The 24,144-nt window shown below is 56.1% G+C and carries 15 protein-coding genes; 5 read left to right on the top strand and 10 right to left on the bottom strand.

What is annotated here, in order from left to right; all coding sequences use genetic code 11:
* Positions 1-87: 87 nt before the first annotated feature.
* The 3 genes from smc (at position 88) to ligA (ending at position 7,470) form a co-directional block, all read left to right on the top strand.
* Complete coding sequence (gene smc / locus G516_RS0115195) at positions 88-3,597, top strand: chromosome segregation protein SMC (RefSeq protein WP_028294360.1); 3,510 nt, start codon at positions 88-90, stop codon at positions 3,595-3,597.
* An 85-nt stretch (positions 3,598-3,682) separates the two neighbouring features.
* Positions 3,683-5,314 (top strand): cell division protein ZipA, encoded by a 1,632-nt coding sequence (locus G516_RS24065; protein WP_051219483.1) that lies wholly within the window; start codon positions 3,683-3,685, stop codon positions 5,312-5,314.
* A 104-nt stretch (positions 5,315-5,418) separates the two neighbouring features.
* Complete coding sequence (gene ligA / locus G516_RS0115185) at positions 5,419-7,470, top strand: NAD-dependent DNA ligase LigA (RefSeq protein ID WP_028294359.1); 2,052 nt, start codon at positions 5,419-5,421, stop codon at positions 7,468-7,470.
* Positions 7,471-7,474: 4 nt separating this feature from the next.
* Here ligA and G516_RS0115180 read toward each other — a convergent pair whose 3' ends face one another.
* The 7 genes from G516_RS0115180 to G516_RS0115150 all read right to left on the bottom strand — a co-directional run bounded on the left by G516_RS0115180 (position 7,475) and on the right by G516_RS0115150 (position 15,551).
* Positions 7,475-7,804, bottom strand: coding sequence for a YnfA family protein (locus G516_RS0115180; protein ID WP_028294358.1), 330 nt, complete (start codon positions 7,802-7,804; stop codon positions 7,475-7,477).
* 276 nt (positions 7,805-8,080) lie between these two features.
* The gene (locus tag G516_RS0115175) at positions 8,081-9,823 is read right to left on the bottom strand and encodes a BatD family protein (protein ID WP_169449545.1); all 1,743 of its coding nucleotides are present in this window, start codon (positions 9,821-9,823) and stop codon (positions 8,081-8,083) included.
* A gap of 29 nt (positions 9,824-9,852) precedes the next feature.
* Positions 9,853-11,928 carry a vWA domain-containing protein gene (locus G516_RS0115170; protein ID WP_028294356.1) on the bottom strand — a complete coding sequence of 692 codons (2,076 nt, stop codon included), beginning with the start codon at positions 11,926-11,928 and terminating at the stop codon, positions 9,853-9,855.
* Positions 11,928-12,989 carry a vWA domain-containing protein gene (locus G516_RS22800; RefSeq protein ID WP_245582678.1) on the bottom strand — a complete coding sequence of 354 codons (1,062 nt, stop codon included), beginning with the start codon at positions 12,987-12,989 and terminating at the stop codon, positions 11,928-11,930. Before G516_RS22800 ends, G516_RS0115170 begins: the two co-directional genes overlap by 1 nt.
* Entirely contained in the window at positions 12,986-13,525 is a 540-nt protein-coding gene (locus tag G516_RS24060) for a DUF4381 domain-containing protein (protein ID WP_028294355.1), read from the bottom strand. Before G516_RS24060 ends, G516_RS22800 begins: the two co-directional genes overlap by 4 nt.
* Positions 13,525-14,562, bottom strand: coding sequence for a DUF58 domain-containing protein (locus G516_RS22790; protein ID WP_051219482.1), 1,038 nt, complete (start codon positions 14,560-14,562; stop codon positions 13,525-13,527). The genes G516_RS24060 and G516_RS22790 overlap by 1 nt, the downstream gene beginning before the upstream one ends.
* 29 nt (positions 14,563-14,591) lie before the next feature.
* Positions 14,592-15,551: an AAA family ATPase gene (locus tag G516_RS0115150; RefSeq protein ID WP_028294354.1), complete on the bottom strand. Its 960-nt coding sequence runs from the start codon at positions 15,549-15,551 to the stop codon at positions 14,592-14,594.
* Positions 15,552-15,780: 229 nt separating this feature from the next.
* Between G516_RS0115150 and G516_RS0115145 the strand changes: the two genes are divergently transcribed.
* Both G516_RS0115145 and G516_RS0115140 read left to right on the top strand, forming a co-directional pair.
* Positions 15,781-20,628 (top strand): NAD-glutamate dehydrogenase, encoded by a 4,848-nt coding sequence (locus G516_RS0115145; RefSeq protein WP_028294353.1) that lies wholly within the window; start codon positions 15,781-15,783, stop codon positions 20,626-20,628.
* A gap of 405 nt (positions 20,629-21,033) precedes the next feature.
* Entirely contained in the window at positions 21,034-22,143 is a 1,110-nt protein-coding gene (locus G516_RS0115140) for a S8 family serine peptidase (protein ID WP_028294352.1), read from the top strand.
* Between the two features lie 64 nt (positions 22,144-22,207).
* Here G516_RS0115140 and G516_RS0115135 read toward each other — a convergent pair whose 3' ends face one another.
* The 3 genes from G516_RS0115135 to G516_RS24055 are packed head-to-tail and all read right to left on the bottom strand — an operon-like array spanning position 22,208 to position 24,143.
* The gene (locus G516_RS0115135; RefSeq protein WP_156879059.1) at positions 22,208-23,035 is read right to left on the bottom strand and encodes a PilW family protein; all 828 of its coding nucleotides are present in this window, start codon (positions 23,033-23,035) and stop codon (positions 22,208-22,210) included.
* Positions 23,020-23,652, bottom strand: coding sequence for a prepilin-type N-terminal cleavage/methylation domain-containing protein (locus tag G516_RS0115130; RefSeq protein WP_028294350.1), 633 nt, complete (start codon positions 23,650-23,652; stop codon positions 23,020-23,022). Before G516_RS0115130 ends, G516_RS0115135 begins: the two co-directional genes overlap by 16 nt.
* Entirely contained in the window at positions 23,649-24,143 is a 495-nt protein-coding gene (locus G516_RS24055) for a GspH/FimT family pseudopilin (protein WP_051219481.1), read from the bottom strand. Before G516_RS24055 ends, G516_RS0115130 begins: the two co-directional genes overlap by 4 nt.
* Position 24,144: the final 1 nt, after the last annotated feature.

The raw sequence follows: 24,144 nt of genomic DNA, 5'->3' as shown, positions 1-24,144 counted from the left end.
AGAGTTCTGGCACTCAAGAACCGTATTCAATTGCAGTCTGGCTGGTTATCATAGCCAGTCAGTTCAGTTGTTTGGCACCCACTCATTATGCGCCTGAAGGCCATCAAACTCGCCGGTTTCAAGTCGTTCGTCGACCCGACCACCGTTCCCTTTACCACCAACATGACCGGCATTGTCGGGCCCAATGGTTGTGGCAAATCGAACACCATTGATGCCGTGCGCTGGGTAATGGGCGAAAGCTCCGCCAAATATCTGCGTGGCGACGCCATGACTGACGTTATCTTCAACGGCTCGTCCGAGCGTAAGCCCGTCGGCAAGGCCAGTGTGGATCTGGTGTTTGATAACACCGACCAAACCTTGCGTGGCGAATACGCCGCCTACACCGAAATCAGCGTGCGCCGCCAGGTAACACGCGATGGCCAATCGACTTATTTTCTGAACGGCAGCCGCTGTCGCCGTAAAGACATCACCGACCTCTTCCTTGGCACCGGCCTTGGACCGCGCTCCTACGCCATCATCGAACAGGGCATGATCTCGCGCCTGATCGAAGCCAAACCCGAGGAATTGCGCGTTTACGTCGAAGAAGCCGCGGGCATTTCGCGCTATAAGGACCGCCGTAGGGAAACCGAAAATCGCATGCGTCGCACGCTGGAAAACCTGGAGCGCTTGCAGGACATCCGTGATGAATTGGAACGCCAGCTTGGCCACCTGCAACGGCAGGCCGACGCCGCTGAGAAATACAAGGCGCTGAAAGCGGAAGAACGCAGCAAAAAAGCCCAGCTGCAAGCCCTCAAATGGCAATCGCTGAACAACGACTACCAGCAACGGGAATTGAAAATTGCCGAGCTGGAAACCCGCATGGAGCAGCACAACGCAGAACAAACCCGGATCGAGCGGAACAACGAAGCCCTGCGTTTGCAGCAATCCGAACACAACGAGCGCTTTCAGGAACTTCAAGGCCAGTTCTACGAAGTGGGTGCCCGGATTGCTCGTCAGGAACAGAAAATCGAGCACCAGTCGCAAATGTCGTTGGAGCTGGATCGTAACCTGGCTGAAGCCGACCGTCAGATTGAAGAAACCCTGCAAGCGCTGGAAAACGATCAGCTCGAACTGGAACGGCTCGACAACCAGAATCTGGATCAGGAAGAAGAGCAGGAGCTGCTGCGCGAACAGCTGGAACAAGCACGGCTGGAATTGGAAGACGTCGAAGCGCTGCAAGCACGCTGGCAAGACGACTGGCAGCAATTTACCCAGCGGGCAGGTGAACCTGCCCGGCAGGCCGAAGTCGCGCAATCCCGCATTGCTTCACTGGATCAGCAGCTACTGCGGCTGGATCAGCAAATCCAGCGTCTGAACAGCGAAAAACAGCAGCTGCAAGACAATCCTGAACTGGAAGAAATCGAGCTTCTACGCGAAGAAGTCAGCGAATTTGAACTGCAAGCCGAAGAGCAGCAAATGCGCGCCGAAGAAGTGCGTGAACAAGTCGAAGCAGCGCGCAGCAGCATCGAAACCCAGCGTAAGCAGGTGACTGAAGGGCGAGAGCAGCTCAGCCAACTGAACAGTCGCAAGGCAACCCTGGAAGCCTTGCAGAAAGCCGCTATGGGCCAAAGCAATGAAAGCGTCGCTCGTTGGCTGGAAAGCCGTCAGCTGGCGCGAGCTCCTAGATTGGCGCAGCAGCTACAAGTGGAATCCGGCTGGGAGCAAGCCGTTGAAATTGTGCTGGAAGACCACCTGCACGCTTTGCTGATAGATGATCTCGATCAAGCCGCCAAATGGCTCGATAGCCTCAACGAAGGGCGGTTGGTGTTTCGCGACAAGGCCGCTCCGATGCTGGATTCGTCTGCAGCTGCAAGCGATGCTCTGTTACATAAGGTCAGCGCCAATACGGGGTTGGCCGATTTGCTGGCCGGTGCTCGTACCGTAGCGTCGTTGCAACAGGCGTTGCAGCAACGCAGCCAGCTGGACGCTGGCGAATACTGGATCACCCCGGACGGCACTCGCATTGGCCAGCACTGGATTCGGGTGCACAAACAAGCGGAAGAGCAAGGCAGCTTGCTGGCACGCCAACAGGAAATGGAACTGCTGCACGAGCAGTGGGACCAGCTCGATATGGACGTTGAAGATTGGGAAGTGGAGTTGGAATCCGCTCAGCTGCGGATGCACACGCTGGAACAACAGCGCGACAGCGCCCAACGTGAATGGCAGCAGGCCAGCGCCCAGTTAACTCAACTGACATCGCAACTGGCGGCCAAGCAAGCCCGTGCCGAGCAGTTTGCCCAGCGCAGCGAACGCATTGACAGCGACCTCGAAGAGGCCCGCGAACAGCGCATGATGCAACAGGAAGAGCTGGAGCAATTGCGGATTGAGCGACAGCTTGCTCACGACGCCATTGAAACCCACGCCGATGAACGTGACCGGCTGCTGGAGCAACAAAGCGAATTCAAACTGAAGCTGGAAGACGCCCGCGCCCAGGTTCAGCAACAACAGCAGGTCTGGCACCAGTTTGAACTGGGTCAACGGGAGACCAGCAGCCGCAAGCAGGCACTGCAAACGGCCGTACAGCGACTCGAACTGCAATTGCAGCAGTGGCGTCAGCGACGTCAGATGGTGCTGGACAGTCAGCAACAGGACCACAGTGCCGATCTGGAACTGCTGAAAGCCGAATTACAGCAAATGCTTGAACAGCGTCAGGAGGCCGAACTCAAGGTGCAGGAGGCTCGTCGGGCGCTGGACGAAACCGAAGCCGGTTTGCGGCAACTGGAAGCTGATCGTAGCAAGGTCGACCAGCACATACTGGATGTTCGCAACCAGCTGGAATCGGTACGGATGGAATGCCAGGCGCTGGATATCCGCCGTCAGGCATTGATTGAGCAGTTGCAGGAAGAAAAGCTGACCCTCAAGGACGTGCTGGAGAACATGCCAGAAGACGCCGACAGCGAGCGTTGGCAGCAGGATCTCGAGGACATCGCAGAAAAAATCCGTCGACTGGGTAACATTAACCTTGCCGCTATCGACGAATACAAGGTTCAGTCTGAACGAAAAACCTATCTCGATGCCCAACACGAGGATTTGGAAACCGCACTGGCCACTCTGGAGAGTGCGATTCAGAAAATTGATCGTGAGACCCGTACCCGATTCAAAGAGACCTTTGATAAAATCAATGCGGGATTGGCCGACCTGTTTCCGAAAGTATTCGGCGGTGGCCATGCTTCGTTGGATTTGACCGACGAAGACATGCTGACGACGGGCGTTGCCATCATGGCACGGCCGCCGGGCAAGAAAAACAGCACCATCCACTTGTTGTCGGGTGGTGAAAAAGCACTGACCGCTATTGCCCTGGTGTTTTCTATTTTCCAACTGAATCCGGCACCGTTTTGTATGCTGGACGAAGTGGATGCGCCACTGGACGATGCCAACGTCGGTCGTTATGCCCGACTGGTAAAAGCCATGTCAGAAAAGGTGCAGTTCATATACATTACGCACAACAAGATTGCGATGGAGATGGCGTCCCGATTGATGGGCGTCACAATGCAAGAACCTGGTGTTTCCCGACTGGTATCTGTCGATGTCGAGGAAGCTGCCGAAATGATCGAATAATTGTGATTTCCCGTGCTGTTTACATCGGGTTGCTGTGACATCAGACCCCAGCCAAGGGAAACGTGGATAAGAGGAATTTAAGGACATGAGTTGGCAAACCCTGACCATCATTCTTGGCTTGCTTGTGGTGGTTATTATTGTTTTGGACGGTTTGCGCCGGATGCGCAAAGCCCGCGCCGAAGCCCTCAAGCTCGATATTAAAAACGACTTCAACTTCCCTGAAAGCGATGACAACCCGGAGCTGCCAACCGGTGGCTTTCGTGTGGTTGGTGATGACGATGAGGACTCTGGTTCTGATGGCAAATCACCAGTCGGCAAGCCTCGAGAAGAGAAAAAACGCCCGGAGATCCCGACCATGCGCGGTCGCGTGGCTGCTGCCCATACAGGCACGGCGAGTACCGCTACCGGTAGCTCTGCAGCGGCTCATAAGCCGGCCGAGCGAAAGGAACCCGTGTTCAAGGATCTGGATGCCGGGTTTGATGGTGACGATCTGGGGCCGGTTCGAGTTCGCAGCGCCGTGGACACTGACCAGTCAGTCCAGAGCAATGAACAGCACAGCCATGAACAGCAACCGGCGCCAGAAACGGTTCTGGAGACGCCACAAGCCACTGAGCTGAGCGCACCGCAAGGTGACCAACTCGATGTGCCAGCTGCAGCGGCTTCAGAGCAGACTGTGAAAACCCCGGTCGTTGACGACACGGCGGCCCAGAGCGAATCCCGAGTAGACGATTCTGATTCTTATTACAGCGACAGTGGCAGTGGCAGTGGCAGTGGCAGTGGCAGTGGCAGTGATAATGACAACGACAACGACCAGATGCAGGAAAACATCCAATCCTGGTTGAACACGCGTACTCGTGAAATCGAAGAAGAGCTGGCACCTTTGCAGGAAACGGCTTCCATTATTCCGAAGGCTCGCCCGGTGGACCTTGACGAAGATGTACCGCTGTTGATGTCGGTGGAGTCTTTAGGTCAGGAGCTGGACATGGAATTGTCGAAGCTGGAAGGCAAAGATGTCAGTGCTTCTTGTGATGACTCCAATGGCAGTGAAAGCGAACAGCCGTTAGATAGCGACGACGCTGATACATCGCCGCGCCGACAAACGCTGGAAGAATCCTTGACCGGTCCATCCGAGTATCACAAAGGTGACAAGCCAACCCTGCAAGAAGAAATCGACATGCAGGAAGAGCAGGGTGAAGACCAGGGCAGTGAGCTGATTATTTACGCCAACGACGATGCGGAGCAATTGGCCGATCGCGCACAAGCGGAAGTCGTACTGGTGATTAATGCCGTAGCGCGAGACACGGAAGGCTTTTCCGGCCGCTCATTGCTGCACCTGTTCGACGGCTGTGACTTGCGCTTTGGCCATGAACGTATTTTCCACCGCTTTGAAGAAGCGGATGGCAAAGGGCCGATTCAGTTCTCGGTCGCGCAAACCTACGAGCCGGGTATTTTCAATCCGGCCACTATGGAAGACGAACGTTTTTCCGGGTTGACCTTCTTTATGAGCTTGCCGGGTGCAGAACGCCCGTTAGAAGCTTATCAGGCCATGTCTGAAATGGCCCGCGTGCTGGCCGATCACCTGAATGCCGAACTGCGCGATTCCTCTCGCAGCACGTTCACCAAACAAACGGTTGAACACGACCGTCAGCAAATTCAGGAATACGAACGCCGCAAGGCCCTCAAGGCCAAAAAGATGGCTGCCGGCAAGCGTCGCTGATCTTCGTCAGCACAGCACGGAATCATGCCCAGCTAACAGCTGGGCTTTTTGTTTTTAACCCGGCTGCCAATTGGGCCGGGTACGAATGTTGAGAAAGCAGATACATGGCTACTCCAGGCACCGCCTCTGACCGTATTAATGCCCTTCGTGAGCAGATTAACGACCACAACTATCGCTATTACGCGCTCGATGAACCCGCTATTCCGGATGCCGAATACGACAAGTTGATGCGTGAGTTGCAGACTCTGGAAGCAGACAATCCGCAGCTGATTACCAACGATTCGCCAACCCAGCGGGTGGGTGCAGCGCCTTTGTCGGCGTTTGACGAGGTACAGCATGAACTGCCAATGCTGTCGCTCGACAACGCCATGAACGCTGAGGAGTTTCGGGCGTTTTATCAGCGGGTTCAGGATCGCCTGAAATCCAGCGCGGATATCGAATTGGTGTTCGAGCCCAAGCTCGACGGCCTGGCAGTGAGCTTGCTGTACGAAGAAGGCCAGCTGGTTCGTGCAGCGACTCGTGGCGATGGCACTACCGGTGAAGACATCACCACCAATGTGCGCACTATCCAGAACGTACCTCTGAAGCTTAAAGGCTCAGCGGGAGACTACCCGCAGCGCATTGAAATCCGCGGTGAAGTCTACATGCCAAAGCCGGGCTTTGAGGAATACAACCGCAAGGCCCGTGAAGCCGATGAAAAGGTATTTGCCAATCCGCGCAACGCTGCTGCGGGTTCCTTGCGCCAATTGGATTCCAGCGTTACTGCCAAGCGTCCGTTGGAGTTCTGCGCCTATAGCGTGGGCGTGGTATCCGATGAGTACAGCCTGCCGGAAACTCATCGGGCCGTGCTGGATCAGATTCGCCTGTGGGGCATCAAGATTAACCCGGAAACCCGTGTGGCTCTGGGCGTTGAGCAGGCGCTGGAGTGCTATCAGGCGTTAGCTGAAAAACGCATGGGTCTGGATTACGAAATCGACGGTACCGTGTTCAAGGTGAATAACCTGGCATTGCAGCAACAGCTGGGCTTTGTTGCTCGTGCTCCGCGCTGGGCCATCGCCTTCAAATTCCCAGCCGTTGAGCAAATGACTCGCCTGCTGGGGGTGGATTTTCAGGTTGGCCGTACCGGAGCGCTAACGCCTGTGGCCCGTCTGGACCCTGTCCATGTCGCCGGGGTGACCGTAAGCAATGCCACCTTGCACAATATGGACGAAATCGCCCGACTGGGCGTCCGTATTGGTGACATGGTGGTGATTCGTCGCGCCGGTGATGTGATTCCGCAAGTAGTCTCCATTGTTGAAAGCGAACGTCCCGACGACACCCGGTTGATTGAAATGCCGGCAAGCTGCCCGGTGTGCGATTCTCACGTCGAGAAAGTCGAAGGTGAAGCCGTGTCCCGCTGTACCGGCGGTTTGGTGTGTGCTGCCCAGCGCAAAGAGGCCATCAAACACTTTGCTTCCCGCAAGGCGCTGGACGTGGAAGGCTTGGGCGACAAACTGGTCGACCAGTTGGTAGATGCCGGTTTGATCGACTCTGTCGACGACCTGTTTCATCTGACCCTGGATGATATTGCCGGTCTGGAACGCATGGGCCCTAAATCCGCCCAGAACGTGCTGGCGGCTCTGGAGAAAGCCAAATCCACCACGTTGGCGCGCTTCCTGTACGGTTTGGGCATTCGTGAAGTGGGCGTGGTGACGGCGCAAAACCTGGCAGCGCACTTTGGTTTCCTGCAGTCCATTATGGATGCCACGCTTGATCAGCTGATTGCAGTGCAGGACGTAGGTAACGTTGTTGCCGAGCACGTGATGAACTTCTTTGCGGAAGAACACAATCGCACCGTCATCGAACAGTTGCAGAAAGCCGGTGTTCATTGGGATGAAGCAGAACCGGTTGCCGCGGCCGAAGGTGAATTGCCGCTGGACGGTCAGGTGGTGGTGATTACTGGCACGCTGTCGGTGCTGACTCGTGATGAGGCCAAGGCGCACTTGCAGGCGTTAGGTGCCAAGGTGACGGGCAGTGTATCGGCCAAAACCGATTTTCTGGTGGCGGGCGAGAAAGCCGGTTCCAAGTTGGCCAAAGCCAATCAATTGGAAGTGCAGGTCAAGGATGAAGCCGCGCTGGTGGCCTTATTGGCTGAGCACGGCATCGTGGTTGGCTGACCTGCTAGCTCCGGGGCGCAAACATAATGATGGCCATGCCCAGCATGGCTATCAGCGTCCCAACGATATCCCACTGCGATGGTCGAATCCCATCGACCAGCCATAGCCACAGAATTGCCACAAAAATGTAGACGCCGCCGTAAGCGGCATACACGCGTCCTGCTGCGGTTGGGTGCAGCGTCAATAGCCAGGCAAAGGCCGCGAGACTGAGAGCTGCGGGCAGTAATAGCCAAACGGATTTACCTTCGCGTAGCCACAAGTATGGCAAATAGCAGCCGATGATCTCGGCCAGTGCAGTCAGCACAAACAGGCCAATGGTCTTGAGCTCTGGCACTAATCGACTCTAAGGACCCTCTGGACAACTCGGTGCCCGCTCTGGATGACAGGGCGAAGCTGAATCACGAAGCGGATTTGCAGGCCTGACGGGTCAAGTCAAAAATCAGCGACACAGAGTCAGCAATGCCCTGCCATCCCCGTAGGGCGCGGCCTGCAGCCCACCAGAACGGTGTTGGCGAATTTGGAAAGGGCCAGCCATTCCGCTGCATTCGCCGCCTTGTTCTGACAGCCTGCAGGACACGCGCAGAGCTGTGCAGAGTTATCCAGAGGGTCCTTAATTCGGATACAGCGGCTGGTCAGGGTTTATGCTCTGATCCGCCGCCCGCTTACGGCTAGTAGCCGTCGCTGATTTTCTTAGTGCTGTCAGCTCATTCAACAGCGTTTTGCCGTCAAACCGCATCAGTTCGGCGCGGTCGGAAAACAGGCTGGCGTCCAGTTGTTGCAGCAATCCTTTCAGCGTTTCACTCTGCTGAGCCAGCGCTTCTGTGTTGCGGGCTCCGAGCGGCTGTTCGGCCATTACCCACTGCTGTAAGGCATTTCGAATAGCCAGTGTATCGGTGGTTTTACAGGCGGCTTGCAGTGCTTGCCACTGATTACTGGTGGGTGTTTCGTCGTTGCTCGGTGCTGCATGGCGGCGCTTTGCAGATTGCTTCAGGGTCATCAAAATAACCGCCAGCCAGCCCAGTATGGCCAGTGCCCAGCCGGCAATGGCCCACCAGCTCATTGGTAAGCCCAGCCACTCGGTTTGCTGGTTGGTATTCAATTGCAACTCATCGGCCTGCTGTAAATCGCTTTGGTTTGCTGGAGCGGCGGCTTGTGAATGTTGTTTGGGCCCTGCTGGCAGTGGGATCGCCTGATGTACCGGATTGGCGCTGATGGTCAGCGTTTTTTCCGGCAGTGTGGCGTACTCCAGCTGGTTCTTACGGGTGTTCCACCACGGGATGCGGATTTCTGGCAGCACCAGTTTGCCTTCGCGGGTTGGCACCATGGCGATGGATTGCTGGAACTGGCCGGACACACCGCTGGAACTGGGGATATCCTGATGTTCCGGTTGATCCGGGTATTGCTTCAGGCCTGCCGGTTGCGGTAAATCCGGCAATACAATCTGGCTGGCCGACATGCCTTTGGTATCCACAATCAGGGTTCGGGTAATCGGGTCGCCTACTTTCCAGTCCGCCGGGTCGGCGCTGAAGTGTTCCTTCAGCGTCAATTGCTCCGCAGGTAGCCAGGGCGCAGCGGGGTACTGGGCCGGAATCGGCAGGATGTTCAGTGTAATGGGCCTGGTGTTGGCACTGATCATCTGGCGGCGGTTGGTGTAAGGGTAGGACGGGTCCTGAACAATGGCGGTGGCTTGAAAACGCTGCCCCGGAATAACCAGCTCACCGGCTTTCTCCGGCTGGATGGTGTAAGTGCGCTCATAAACACCAACCCGGTCGCCATCGATGACGCTGGTGTACTGTTTGGCATCTCCCATTTGCTCCACACGGGCATCTTCTACCGCCAGATCGGACAGCGACGCATCGCGGTGATTGACCTTGAAGTAGAGCTTTTCGGTATAGAGAATCTGGCCCTGGACGTAGTAAGCCGGTTGCGGCTGCACCTGAATATCAAAAAAGGCGTTGCGACTGGCTTGCTCGCGCACGGCGTCGGACATGGGCTTGACCTTGATGGCCAGCGGTTGGCTGGTTTGGCCATTGATGGTCAGGGCCGGAATGGTCAAATTGCCGGTGCGTTTTGGCAGTAGCATCAGATTCCATTCGGTGCTGGAGCTGCTGCGGCCGTTGATCCAGCGCGAGTTGCTCATGCGGCTGGGACCTTGAACAATATCGAAGTCCTTGCGCAAACCAGAGAAGTCCGGCGTACCGGTGCTGATTTGCGGGTCGTGGGTGAGCGTAAACTGGATGGTTTCCTGTTCGCCCACCACAGCACGGTCGACCTTGGCGGTAAGGCTGTCGGCCAGTGCGTTATGGCTGGTCAGGATGGCCAGCAAAATGATCATCAGCCACATCGTGGGCATACATGGCTCGCCCTTGAGCCAGCGACGAATCACCATAGTACTTCCTCTGGATCGTTCTCTTGTTGTTGCTGCTGTGAATACTGGTACAGGAATTTACGCTGTAGCAATTTACCCGGTTGGTCGGGCACCCGGTTCAGCCATTGACGCAGGTTGGCTTGTTGTTCGGGGGACAGGTTTTTCAGACTGTCGGCCGGAATATCACCTAATGGCTGTACGTTTTGAGGCGTCTGGTCATCCCCTTGTTCGCCAGATTCCGCTTGGGTCTGATCTTGCTGTCCGGGATCTTGTCCTTGCTCTTGGCGCTGCTCGGTGGACTGTTGCTGTCCTGCTTCGGCATCCGATGGACGTTGCTGGTTTTGCTGCGCTTGCTGGTTTTGCTGTTGTTGCAGGCGCTGCTGGAAGTCCTTGTCGTTTTGTTGCTCGGATCTGTCGCTGTTACCAGATTGGCCTTGCTGATCATTTGCCTGATCCGAGGACTGGCCCTGTTGTTGACCCTGCTGGTTACTTTGACTTTGCTGCTGGCCCTGATCTTGTTTATTCGAGCCCTGTTGATTCTGGCTGTTCTGTTGCTGACCTTGATCTTGCTGATTCTGCTCATCACCTTGGGAAGCATCCTGTGACGAGTTGTCGGAAGAATCCTGGGATTGGTTTTGATTTTGCTGCTGTTGCTGCTTGAGCGCCTGTTCAACGATCTTGCGATTGCCGATGGCATCTTCCATGTGCGGGTTTTGTGCCAGTGCCTGATCGTAGGCGTCCAGAGCCTGTTGCAGCTTGCCCTGCTGGGCAAGGGCATTAGCCTGGTTGTAATAACCTTCGGCCGTTGGGTTTTGCTCCAAAGCCTTGGCAAATGCATCGGCTGCGGCCTGATAGTCGCCGGCTTTGTAGGCGGCACTGCCTGCCCATGACGAATCTTCGAAGCGTTGGGCGGCGGCAGCCGGATCGGTCGCTATCAATTGTGAGCCTTGCTGATCGGGGGTGGACCACAAGTTATCCCAGACGCTGGACTCTGCAGGCGCTGTTGCGACTTGCCCAGCTTCTTCGGCATAAGCCGGTTGGGCAGGGATGGCACTGCTGAGCAATACCGCAGCCATCACGCAAACGGCGAAGGTACCTTTGCGAAACACCAGCAGGGCCAGAGGCAGCAGAGGCAGCAGCAGCCAGTAGCCTTCATCTATCCAGCTGTCGTACTGACGCTGGATGCCATCACTGTCTGCGGCTTCGGCGTTTACGGGTTGTTGGCGAATCAGCGATTGCCAGTCGTTATCCAGCAGGCTGATGGGCTGCCATTGAATGCCGGTTTGTTGCCGTAGTTGGCTGAACGGCGCGGTGTTCAGGCCGGGCAGCACCATGGCGCCGTTGCCATCCTGCAAAAAGCCGCCCTTGGGTAACGGAATGGGTGCCCCTTCCTTGCTTCCCAGCGTAATGATGCCCAGCTGGAAATCCGGGGTGTCGAGGGCGCTTTCAATACGGCCAATGTCACGGTCCTGAATGCCGTCGGTAATCAGCAGCAGCTGCGCTCCTTTTTGCCCGGCGTCCCGAACCAGATGCTGGGCCAGTTGGATGGCCAGGTCTGGTCGACTGCCGGCTTTCGGCATAATGAACGGCGACAGTGCTGGCAGCAGGTTGGCGATGGTTGCGTTGTCGTCGGTCAACGGCGTCACGGTGTGGGCGTCACCGGCGTAGGTGACCAGTGCTGTCAGACCATCGCGGCGGGTGTTGAGAATGTCGTGGACTTTCTGAATCGCCCGTTCGGCACGGGACGGTTTAACGTCTTCTGCGGCCATGGAATACGACATATCCAGCAGCACCACCAACGAGTCGTCATTCTTGTAGACCGGCTGTGGTAGCTTCTGCCAGCTGGGGCCTGCGGCGGCAAAAATCGCCAGCAGGCCGCCAATGGCCAGCCAGCGCAGCTGCGGCATGTGCTGGCCGGACGGCGCCTGTTCGACCATGTGATCGATCAGTTGTGGGTCGATCACCTGATGCCACTGTCGTTGCTGTTTGCGGCGTTGCTGGCCCAGCAACAACAGGGAAACCAGGGGTATCAGCATCAATAACCACAAAGGGCGAATAAAGTGGAAGGATTCCAACAGCGTGCTTTCCATTATTGGCCTCCTTTTACAGGGTCAGTTTCCGATTTGTGGCTCAACCGTTGGAACGCTGGAACTGCAGCCTGAGCGAGCCATAGCAGCATGGCGATCGTCAGTGCCACCCCCAGCGGCCACTGGAACAGGCTGTGCTGGGGGCGAAATTGTTCGGGGTCTTTTTCGGTGGGTTCCAGCTGGTCGATCACGTCGTAGATTTTCTGCAATTCTTCAAAGTTGCGGGCGCGATAAAACTCCCCGCCGGTGACTCTGGCGATTTCAGTCAGGGTGGTTTCATCCAGATCCCGTGACGGGTTGACACGGCGACTGCCAAATATCGAAGGCACCACCATGGAATCGGCTCCCAGGGCGATGGTGTAAATGCGTACCTGATTGTCTGCTGCCAGTCCGGCGGCTTTGACCGGGTCGACTTCGCCAGCGGTATTGGCACCGTCGGTTAGTAGCACAATCACGCGGCTGTCGGACGGCTGCGACAGCAGCCGCTTGACGCCAAGGCCGATGGCATCGCCAATCGCGGTTTGCTCTCCGGCGAGACCAATTTGGGCTTCCAACAGGTATTTGCGTACGGTTTCCCGGTCGAAGGTAAGCGGTGACTGAACGTAGGCGTTGGAGCCGAACAAAATCAGCCCCAGCCGGTCACCCTGACGCTGGTCGATGAAGTCGTTGACTACGTATTTCACCGCATTCAAACGCTGGGTCCAGCTGCCGCTGACCTGCATATCTTCCACCTGCATACTGCCGGATATGTCGACGGCCAGCATCAGATCGCGGCCACTTTGGGGCAGCGGTACGGCTTCGCCCATTTGAAATGGCCGTGCAACGGCGGTCACCAGACAGCACCAGGCCAGCAGGGCTAACAGGCGTTTCAAATTGCTCTCACGGCCGGGCCCAGCGTTTTGTTGTTCCGTCGACCACTGTTGCAGGCGACTGACGCGCAGGGCAGATTGCTGCGGTTGGCGCGGGGTCAAAAAGGCGCGGGCCAGCAGTGGCAGCGGCAGCAGCACAAATGCCCATGGCCAATGCCATTGCAGGGATTCCATAAAGGCCAGCAAGGTGTTCATGCGCTGGTCTCCACTGCTGTTTGGGGTTTGGCTGTGGGGTCAGCATTCAACAGCCAGCGGCAGCTTTGCTCGTGCAGGGTTTGCAAAGCCGGTAAAGCAATGGACTCGGGGTTCTGGTAGTGGCCTTTCATCAGCAGTTCGAGGCTGTCCTTATTGAAGGCGTTGACGCAGTACTGGTCCAGCGCCGTCAGCCAGGGTTTGCCAATCAGGTTCAGGTTGTGGGGGGCGTGCGTTTTCATCCACAGTTTCAGGCAGGTTTGCAGTTCAATCAGATACTGCTGGCGCTGGCTGGCGTCTTCCAGGTTGAGGTTGTGCATCTGGCTCTGCAAACGATAGACCCATGCTTGCGCTTGTTGGCGGCGCAGTTTGCGTTGCCGTGCTGGCACCCATAAGTGGCGATAGCTCCAGGCCGCTGTGGCAATAACCACCAGCAGCAGAACAATCACAATCCACCAGCCCGGTGCCAATGGCCAGAAGCCAATCGGGTCGGGCAGGTGAATGTCTGCCAGCGGCAGTTGTTGTGTGGTATTGGCCATCAGTTGTGGCCCCCTTTCCAGCTGCCATCCGAACTGCCTGGTGAACGTCCAGCCGAGCTGTGGCCGGAGTTGATAGGCTGGCTGGCATTCTGGCTGAAGCCCATGCCCTCACGCAGACGCGTCAGCGGGTGGTCGGTGGTGCACACGGAAATCAGTGGTGTCGACAGCCGCATCATGTGGTTGTGCAACGCTTGCTGATGCTCGGCAAAGGCTTGCTGGTGTTGCTGCCGCTGTTGCCGGTGAGTGTGCAGATTGCTGCGCTGGTGGCCGTCGGTCAGTGTCATTAACCCCATGTCAGGCAGTTCGGCTTCCAGTGGATCATGGACCTGAATGGCGGTGATGTCGCAATGGCGTCGCAGTTGGAATAGCTGCGCCTCGGCGTCGCTGCTCATACCTCGCCAGTCGCTGACGATGTAAATCGCGGTGCCCGGACGGGCAATGCGGCGCAGGTTCAGCATGAGCTGGTAGAAGCGTTGTTGTTCGTCGGATTGGCTGGCCCGGGGTGTGTCGTGGTCGCAGAAGTCGGTGATTGAACGAATCAGTTGCAGTACCTGGCGGTTGCCGGTGCGCGGACGGATATCCAGTTCGTCGGTCTCGCTGAACAACAGTGCCCCCAGTCGATCGCCTTCGCGTACGGCAGCCCATCCCAGCAAGCTCAGCAGTTCGGCGCAAACCAGCTGCTTGAGAGTGCGGCGACTGCCAAAGTTCATGCTGGCGCGGAAATCGCCTACCAACAGTACCGGCCGTTCGCGCTCTTCCTGATACACCTTGATATGGGCTTCGCCAGTGCGAGCGGTGACCCGCCAGTCCATCGCCCGTATGTCGTCACCGGCCTGATAAAGGCGGTTTTCAGCGTAGTCGAGGCCACGGCCGCGAATGGCCGAGGCGTGGCCACCCGACATGGCGCTGAGGACCTTCTTTTGTTTGCGCAGCGGCAGGCGCGTGGCCAACTGGCTCAGTGCAGTGAGCTTGCTGGTGTCTGCCTGCGGGCCGTGATGAAACAGCTCAAAGCCGGAAAATTCGCCCGTTCCGTTCATGGCTGTGTTGTTCTCCGCGAGTCAAAGGGTCAGATGATAGGAACCAGTTGAATGATGTCGTCGATCACCTGATCGACACTGCGGCCGCTGGCCTCGGCTTCGAAGCTCAGCAGGATGCGGTGGCGTAGCACGTCGTGAATAACGGCTTGCACATCGCTTGGGCTGACGTAGTCACGGCCAATCAGCCAGGCGTGGGCGCGGGCACAGCGTTCCAGTGCAATGGTGCCGCGCGGGCTGGCACCAAATTCAATCTGGTGTGCCAGTGCCTGGTGGTATTGCTCGGGGCGGCGTGTGGCCATGGTCAGCTGCACGATGTATTGCTCGACGGCTTCGCTCATGTGCAGCTCCAGCACCTCTTTACGAGCGGCGAAAATGTCTTGCTGGGTCAGCTTGGGCACCTCGACGGGGGGCTGTTTCATGGCTTCGCCGCGGGCCAGACGCAGAATGGCCAGCTCGGCTTCGGCATCCGGGTAGTCGATTTTTACGTGCATCATAAAGCGGTCGAGCTGGGCTTCGGGCAGCGGATAGGTGCCTTCTTGCTCAATCGGGTTCTGGGTCGCCATTACCAGAAACAGCTCAGGTAGCTGGCGCGTTACACCCGCGACGGTGATCTGACGTTCGGCCATGGCTTCCAGCAATGCGCTTTGTACCTTGGCCGGTGCCCGGTTGATCTCGTCGGCGAGGATCAGATTATGAAAAATCGGGCCAGCCTGAAATTCAAAGTTGTGGTGTTCGGGACGATAGATTTCAGTGCCGGTGATGTCGCCGGGCAGCAAATCCGGGGTGAACTGGATGCGTTTGAAGTCGCCTTCAACGTTGTCGGCAAGGGCGTTGATGGCTTTGGTCTTGGCCAGACCGGGAGCGCCTTCTACCAACAAATGGCCATCGCTCAGCAGCGCCACCATCAAACGGTCTACTAGGTGAGGCTGGCCAATAATGCGGCTTTGCAGGGCATTGCGTAGCTGTTGGAATCCTTGTTGATGGGACATGTCGATTTCCTGTAATGCGGTCTGATCAGTCTCTCTGAATGGGCCAAATCCGCAACAATGGATTTCGGCCAGAACGGCCAGTGAGATTGGGGCATATCCACTAAGTTCAAGTCGTTATCAGGAGCATATCCTGAAGTGAACCCGCTAACATGGATAAGGTCACTGAAATATTCGTATTCACTGCTAGTCTTAAAATTTATAAAAACGTGGACTTTACGGGGTCTCCAGCATGCTCACCGCCTTGCACGACATCATCTCTGAACGTAACACCGAAGCCCAGGCCAAAGCGCTGGGCAAATTTGCCGATCTTTACTACGCCAATGCAGCGGTTGACGAACTGCTGGCACGACCGGTTGCCGATCTTTACGGTGCGACCTTGTCTACCTGGCATTTTGTCCAGAATCGTCAGCCCGGCGAGGCCAAGATTCGGGTGTTCAACCCGGACCATGAAAACCACGGCTGGCAGAGTATGCACTCGGTGGTCGAGGTGGTGTGCGACGATGTCCCATTCCTGGTCGACTCGGTGCGGATGCAGCTGAACGCCCGTCAGATGTCGCTGCATGCGATTCAGTACTGTGTACTGCATGCCAGCCGCGACAAGGACCACAACCTCAAGAGTAACATCGACTGGGCCAAGCCGGGCAAAAGCAAAACGCCGGAAGCCATCCTTTATATCGAGTTTGACCACCATTCCGACAAGGACGTGTTGCAGCGTCTGACCGATGCCCTGCACTCGGTGTTGGAAGAAGTGACCTGCTGCGTTGAGGACTTCCCGAAGATCGTTGAGCGTGCAACGGAAGTGGCCAACCAGCTGAAGCAGTCCAAAGCCGAGCAAAGCAAAGAAGCCGAAGCCTTTATTCGTTGGCTTAGCGAAAATCACTTTACCTTCCTGGCGTCGGATGAATTCCACTTCGAAACGAAAGGCAAAGAAGAGTGGGTAGTGCGTGATGAATCGCAAGACCTAGGCACATTCCGCTTCCACCGGGCTGAACGCTCCAGCCTGAAGCTGCAAGACCTGTCGGCAGACATCCACGACTTTATCACTGGCGACAGTCCGGTGAGCTTTATGAAATCTGGCGTGCGTAGCCGGGTTCATCGTCCGGCCTACCCGGACTACGTGGTGGTAAAACGCTACAACGACAAGGGCGAAGTGATTGGTGGTGTGCGCTTTATGGGCCTCTACACCTCCATCGTTTACACCGAAACTCCGAACAACATTCCGATTGTGCGCAAGAAGCTCGAAGCGGTTCGGGCGCTGGCCAACTTCGATCCGGTCAGCCACAGCGGCAAGGAACTGAACCGTATTCTGGAAGTGTATCCGCGTGATGAGCTGTTCCAGTCTGACGTCGAGCAGTTGCACAAAACCGCCATCAGCATTCTGAATATTCAGGAACGCCGTCAGACCCGCGTTTACCTGCGTCGCGATACCTACAGCAAGTTCGTCAGCTGTCTGGTCTATGTACCGCGTGATATCTACAACACCGAACTGCGCCAACGCATCGAAAGCGTGCTGCGCGTGGAGTTTGAACCGCTGGATGTGGAATTCACCACCTACTTCTCGGAGTCGGTGCTGGCCCGCGCCCAGTACACCCTGCGCCTGGACAGCGACCGCGATAACAGCTTCGACGAAGCGCTGGTGGCCCGCAAGATCCAGAGTGTGGTGCGCTCCTGGTCGGATGACCTGCACGACGCCCTGATTGAACAGGTAGGTGAAGAAACCGGTAACCGCCAGTTCCATAACTACCGTTCGGCTTTCCCGGCCGGATACCGTGAAAGCTTTGGTGCCCGCACTGCCGTAGCCGACATCCAGCACATGGAAAACCTGCTGCAAGGCAAGCCGGACGACCTCGGCATGGTGTTCTACCGCGAGTTGGAAGAAGACAACAACCACCTGCGCTTCAAGCTGTTCCACCGCGGTTCCATCCTGCCGCTGTCGGATGTGATTCCGGTATTGGAAAACCTCGGCCTGCGCGTGCTGGGCGAACACCCGTACGAAATCATCACCGAAACCGGTGAAGTGGTGTGGATTCACAACTTCCTGCTGCAATACACCTTGTCTGACAGCATCAGCATTTCTGAAGTGAAAGCGCTGTTTCAGGATGCCTTCCGCGCCATCTGGAATGGTCAGGCCGAGAACGACGGCTTTAACCGTCTGGTACTGGGTGGCCAGTTGGGCTGGAAAGAGATTTCCCTGCTGCGTGCTTACGCCCGTTACATGAAGCAGATTCGCTTTGGTATTTCGGAAAACTACATTGCCGATACCCTGTGCCGTTACATTCCTATCAGCTCCTCGCTGGTGCAGTTGTTCAACACCCGTTTTGGGCTGGATGTTGGCGACAGCGAGCAGCGTGAAGCGGCCTGTGCAGAATTGGAACAGAACATCATCGACAGCCTCGATGACGTTAGCCAGCTGAACGAAGATCGTACCATTCGTCGTTATATCGAACTGATCAAAGCGACCTTGCGGACCAACTTCTTCCAGCTGGACGAAAACGACGAAGTGAAGTCGTATATCTCGCTGAAGATTAATCCGGCCTTGATCAGCGACATGCCGCTGCCTCGCCCGATGTTTGAAATCTTCGTGTACTCCCCACGGGTTGAAGGTGTGCACCTGCGCGGCGGCAAGGTTGCTCGTGGTGGCTTGCGTTGGTCTGACCGACTGGATGACTTCCGCACCGAAGTGTTGGGTCTGGTAAAAGCCCAGCAGGTGAAAAACGCGGTGATCGTGCCGGTTGGTGCCAAAGGCGGTTTTGTGGCCAAACAGCTGCCGAAAGACGGTGGCCGTGATGCCTTTATTGCTGAAGGCATTGCCTGCTACAAAACCTTCATCAGCTCGCTGCTGGACGTTACCGACAACCTGGTAGAAGGCCAGCCGTATCCGCCAGAGCGCGTGGTGCGTCACGATGGCGACGACCCGTATCTGGTGGTCGCGGCGGACAAAGGCACCGCAACCTTCTCTGACATCGCCAACGAAATCGCCGTATCCCGTGGCTTCTGGCTCGGAGATGCCTTCGCCTCCGGTGGCTCGATTGGTTACGACCACAAGAAAATGGGCATTACCGCCAAGGGTGCCTGGGTATCGGTACAGCGCCACTTCCGTGAGCGCGGCCACAACGTGCAGGAAAAAGATTTCAGCGTTGTGGGTATTGGCGACATGGCGGGTGACGTATTCGGCAATGGCATGTTGCTGTCGAAGCATATTTGCCTGGTCGCAGCGTTTAACCACATGCACATCTTTGTTGATCCCAAGCCGGTATCTGCTTCCAGCTGGGAAGAGCGCAAACGCCTGTTCGACCTGCCACGTTCCAGCTGGGCCGATTACAACAAGGAGTTGATCTCCAAAGGCGGTGGCATCTTCGATCGTTCCGCCAAGAGCATTCCGATTTCCATTGAAATGAAACAGGTGTTCGGTATTTCTGCCGACCGTCTGCCGCCGAACGATCTGATCAGCGCGATCCTGAAAGCACCGGTCGACCTGATCTGGAACGGCGGTATCGGTACCTACGTCAAATCCTCCAGCGAGCGCAATTCGCAAGTGGGCGACAAGGCCAACGACGGTCTGCGGGTGAACGGTAAAGACCTGCGCGCCAAAGTGGTGGGCGAGGGCGGCAACCTCGGTATGACCCAGCTGGGCCGGATTGAATTTGGCCTTAACGGTGGCGCCAGCTACACCGACTTTATTGATAACGCCGGTGGTGTGGACTGCTCCGACCACGAGGTGAACGTCAAGGTCATGCTGAACGAAGTGATGGACAACGGCGACCTCACTCGCAAGCAGCGTAACAAGATCTTTATGGACCTGACCGACGACGTATCGTCACTGGTGCTGAAGAATAACTACCGTCAGACCCAGGCCATCGCGCTGGCCTACAAGGACTGCCTCAGCCGTTTGGAAGAGTACACCCGCCTGATGAAGGCCTACGAAGGCCAGGGCAAACTCAACCGGGCGCTGGAATTCCTGCCCGATGATGAGCTGCTGGCCGAGCGTCGCGCCAATGGCAAGGGCCTGACCCGACCAGAACTGTCGGTGCTGATTTCCTATGCCAAGGCTGACCTGAAAGAGCAGCTGAACACCGCCGAAATCTACAACGACGGCTATGTGTCTGAAATCATTACCACAGCATTCCCACAGGCGCTGGACGAACGCTTCGGTGAGCAGCTGCGCGGCCACCGTCTGCGTCGTGAAATCATTGCCACCCAGTTGGCTAATGACATGGTTAACTACATGGGCATCACCTTTATGCACCGGTTGCATAAATCCACTGGTGCCACCGTGGCCGACATTGCCCGCTGTTACGTTGCCGCCCGCGACATCTTCCAGCTGGATAGCCTGTGGCAGAGCCTGACGGAGCTGGATTACCAGATTCCGACCGAACTGCAGGAAGACATGATGTCGGAACTGATGCGTCTGGTGCGTCGTGCTACACGCTGGTTCCTGCGTAATCGTCGTTACTCGATCGACATTGAAGCCGAAGTTGCCAGCTTCCGTCCGGCGGTTGCCGCGATTGCAGGTAACCTGGGCGACGCCCTACGCGGTTCTGCGCTGGAGCGTTGGCAGTCAGCGTATCAGGCTCGTTTGGATCAAGGCGTGCCGGAGCAACTGGCGGCTTACACCGCCGGTGCTGTAAATCTGTACTCGACCCTGGGCATTATTGAAGCGGCAACCGAAACCGGCCGTCCGGTATCTGAAGTGTCTGCGGCCTACTTCGAAGTGGGAGAGCAACTGTCGCTGAGCTGGATGGGACAACAGATCAACACCCTGCCGACCAACAGCCACTGGGAAGCACTGGCTCGTGAAAGCCTGCGTGACGACCTCGACTGGCAGCAACGAGCACTGACCATCAGCGTATTGGGTCAGCAAACCGAAGGTGAAGATACCGCTGAATCGGTCGCCCGCTGGCAAACCGACCAGCAGCACATGGTCGAGCGCTGGACCTCGATGCTGGGTGAGCTGAAATCGGCAGACAACGTCGAATTTGCCATGGTAGCTGTTGCCCTGCGCGAACTGCTGGACCTGGCGCAAGCCAGCAAAGCCGCCGTGGTTGTGGCTGATGCTTCCAAAGAGGAAGACGCATAAGGCGAAAACCCCTTGAAGTGGTAAACCCGAAGCCGGTGCTGCGAGAGCAGTACCGGCTTTTTTATGCTGGATATATCTGCCCGAAAATACAGAGTCCGATATCGGAAATACGGTGTTAAATAAACATATGTTGTTTTACAGGTGAGATGAAGTTAGGTGTGTGGTTTTCTTTATCTTTTGGACTGATTTTATGGTGGTCGCTTTATGAATTAATTTTTAACGGATGTTTTATTTTTATCTTTGTATTGTAAAGACTTGTTTGTGCGTCAATGCCGCAGTCGTAGAGACTCGGTTCTCATCGTATTGGTTATTAAATCCTTATTATTGGTGGCCGCTAATAATGATTTCAGAGGGGTTTTGATCTCTGACTTGTTGGCGATAAATTGCTTATCAATAGGAAATGTAATGAAGAAATCATGTCTTCTGATTACTGCGATGCTTGCATGCAGTAGTGCTGCTCACGCTTTGAAAACAGATTGGAACTGGGCTCTCGACCGACTGGATGGTCGGATAGATGGACAGTATACAACCTCGGCAACTGGACGGGGTCAAACCGTGTTCATTATGGACACTGGCTTGACTCTCGGAAATAGTCGGGTTGCCAGTGAGTTCGGTGGCAGAGCTACGGTATATGATATGAATGAAGCGCTGACGCCTGCGGATGGTGATGAATATCAGTATCACATTACAAGGGATGACCCTGACTACGGCAGGGACTACCGTGGACACGGTACGAAGGTGGCTACTATCATAGGTGGAAAAACGTATGGTGTAGCAAAAAATGCCAATATTGTAATGGCAAAAGTGAGCAACGGAAGTAGCGCCTTTTTTAGTACTACTCTAATCATAAAAGCTCTGGAAGAGTTCAAAACTATCGCAAAACCAGGAGATATCCTGAATTACAGTGGTATGTTTCCTAATCAGGAGCCCAACAGAACAACTGTTGAAAACCTGCTGAAAGACCTGCATGGAAAAGGCGTTATTATCGTGGTTTCTGCGGGTAATGATCCTTCAACAAATACCAGTGGTGAAACGGGCTCCAGGCTAGAGGAAGTGTTCGTTGTCACTGCAACCAGCAATTTTAACTATTTTGATAATGTGACCAGTGCATCACGCTATTACAGTCTGTCGGAAGTGGTGGGCACTCAGGATATCATCTTGTCAGATATGGCCCGTCCAAACGCCAGTGACCCGATTATCGTAGACAGTCGGTCGGTTCCTGCCAATCAACCAAAAATCAGTGCGTATATGCCAGGGGAAGGTTTGTGGGGCTTGGATCAAAACGGTGTTGAAACCCGGAGCTTTGGCGAAACATCTGGCGCCACAGCCATCATGTCTGGTGTATTCGCGACAGCTTGTGAAGCCTATAGCAGCATATGTAAATCTGGCAATCCTCAGCAAATTTACAACGCGATTCGTTCAATTGGCTATTACGACACTATCTATGACTATGATGGAACAACCATTGTTAATCCCCAAGGGTACAAGGGACGTGCTATAGACGTTCAATGGTAAGCAAAATGCCCACGTTCTGTGGGCACTTTCTTTGAGTAGCTGGAAATCGATGCAACAAGACCTGTTACTCAGAGTTATCCGCCACCACGTTCTCGCTATTCATCAAATACACGGTGTCTTCAAACATCAGTCGTGGCACGCCGTCGCTGAAGCGCAGCGGGTCGGCGTCCAGTCGCAGGTAGCTGCGGGTGCCGGTCAGGCGGGCAGCGTCGCTGTAGCCACGGGCCAGGATGGCCAGCCGAACGGCGGAAATTGCGCTGACGTCGCTGATATCTGCCAGTGCAACAAAGCCATGGCTGTCTTCGGTGGCGTAGAGCAGCTGCAAGTCTTCAATGCCGCTGGTGAGCGTTTGCGCTGAATCCAGCAGGGTGCCGGAGGATGTGTAGGTGGCGCACCGCAACAGGTCGTCGTATTCATCATCGCCGCTGCCGGAATCCCGTTCGACCCAAAACACATCCACTACCATGTCGGTTTCGGCAACACCAAGGTCAGCCAGGCTGGCGCCGGTGCAGGTCAGGCCGTTGTCTGATACCCGTTCAATAGCAACCTGGTCCGGAGTGTCGGTGTTATCAATGGAGCAATGAGCGTTGGCGGCCGGTGGTGTGGCGTTGTTGCTGCAGGCGGCCATCACGATGCTGTCGGGTGCGACTTCACTGAACGGGTTGTAGCCGCCAGCGGCGATGTGCTCAGCCAGCCAGTGTATGGCGAAGCGGGCGTTCTCCTGTGCTTCCGACATGCTGCCAATACGGTTGCCACTGCGGTTGGCCCCCATCATCAGTTGAAACAGGATCATGCCGATGATGACCGACAGGGTGCCGGCAATCATCAATTCAACCAGCCCCAGTCCTCGCTGTTGTCTGAAAGACCGTTTGGGTATCAGTCGTTGTGCCACAGGCTGAACTCCGTTGAAACGCTACTGCGATATTGGCTGGCCTGGTCGCGGCTATAAACGGCGTTGCCCTCGTCGTCCTGGCCCGCGGTGCGGACGTCCCACGAAAGGGTAATCCTGACCTCGCTGGAGCTGGCGTTGTAGCCCTGATTGTCGTTAACGCTGACAATCAGTTCCGGGTTTGGCAGTGAGTCGGCGCTGCTGCTGTAGGTGTAGTCGGCACTGCTGTCGTTGATGGTTCCGGCACAGGCGATGTCCCACAGGTCGTAGGCGGCCAGCTCGCTTGTGCTGCAATTGGCGGCGGCTTGCTGGCTGCTGCCGTTGTGCCATGCCGCACATTGGCTTGGCTGACTGGTACAGCTGGCGGCCGCTCCAGCTGTGTCGTAGTCGGCGTAGGCCTGGGCATTTAGTCGAATGCGATGGCCAAGGTCATCGACCATGTTCATGGCTAACGACTGGTAGGTGTTTTCCTGCGAAAAGCGATCGGATTCCAAGAGTGTGAAAGCCAGACCAACCAGTCCGATGGTGGTGATGGCCATGGTGACCATCAGTTCGATGAGGCTGAAGCCGGCTAACCGGCGACGGTAATTTTCATGCGGCAAACGGTGGCGAACAGTCATGGGCAGTCGCTCGTGGTGACGGTGGTTTGCCCGGAAACACTGAGATTAACCTGATACACCCGGCTGCCAGTACAACCCGCCAGCTGCAAGGTTAAAGCGCCGGTGTTGCTGGCAAGGCCGTAGGCGTCAAACCCCAGTGCGCCGGTAAAACTGGCGCTGATGGTGGCGTCTTCCGGTGGTGTTGCCACACGCAGGTCGATGGACGAAGAATCTTCCCGCACGGTCCAGCCGTCTTCCCAGCTGCTGCCTGGTTCAATCACCACATCCGTGCTGTTGGAGATGGCATGGCTGCGGGCAAAGCTGAGGTCATTCAACAACTGGCTAAGCATGGCTTCGGATTGCTTGTTGGTCAGCCAGGTGTGAAGCGATGGCGTACCAACGGCCATCAGAATGCCCAATATGGCGATGATGACCATTAGCTCGATCAGGGTGAATCCTCGGAGGGTTCGCTGTGTGCAAGGCGGTGTCTGCGAGGTGTTGATTAACAGCATG

The organism is Oceanobacter kriegii DSM 6294 (assembly GCF_000422845.1).
GTDB classification, from domain to species: Bacteria; Pseudomonadota; Gammaproteobacteria; order Pseudomonadales; family Oceanobacteraceae; genus Oceanobacter; species Oceanobacter kriegii.
The sequence above is the reverse complement of the archived record's forward strand: the minus strand, read 5'-3'. Positions and strand labels throughout refer to the sequence as shown.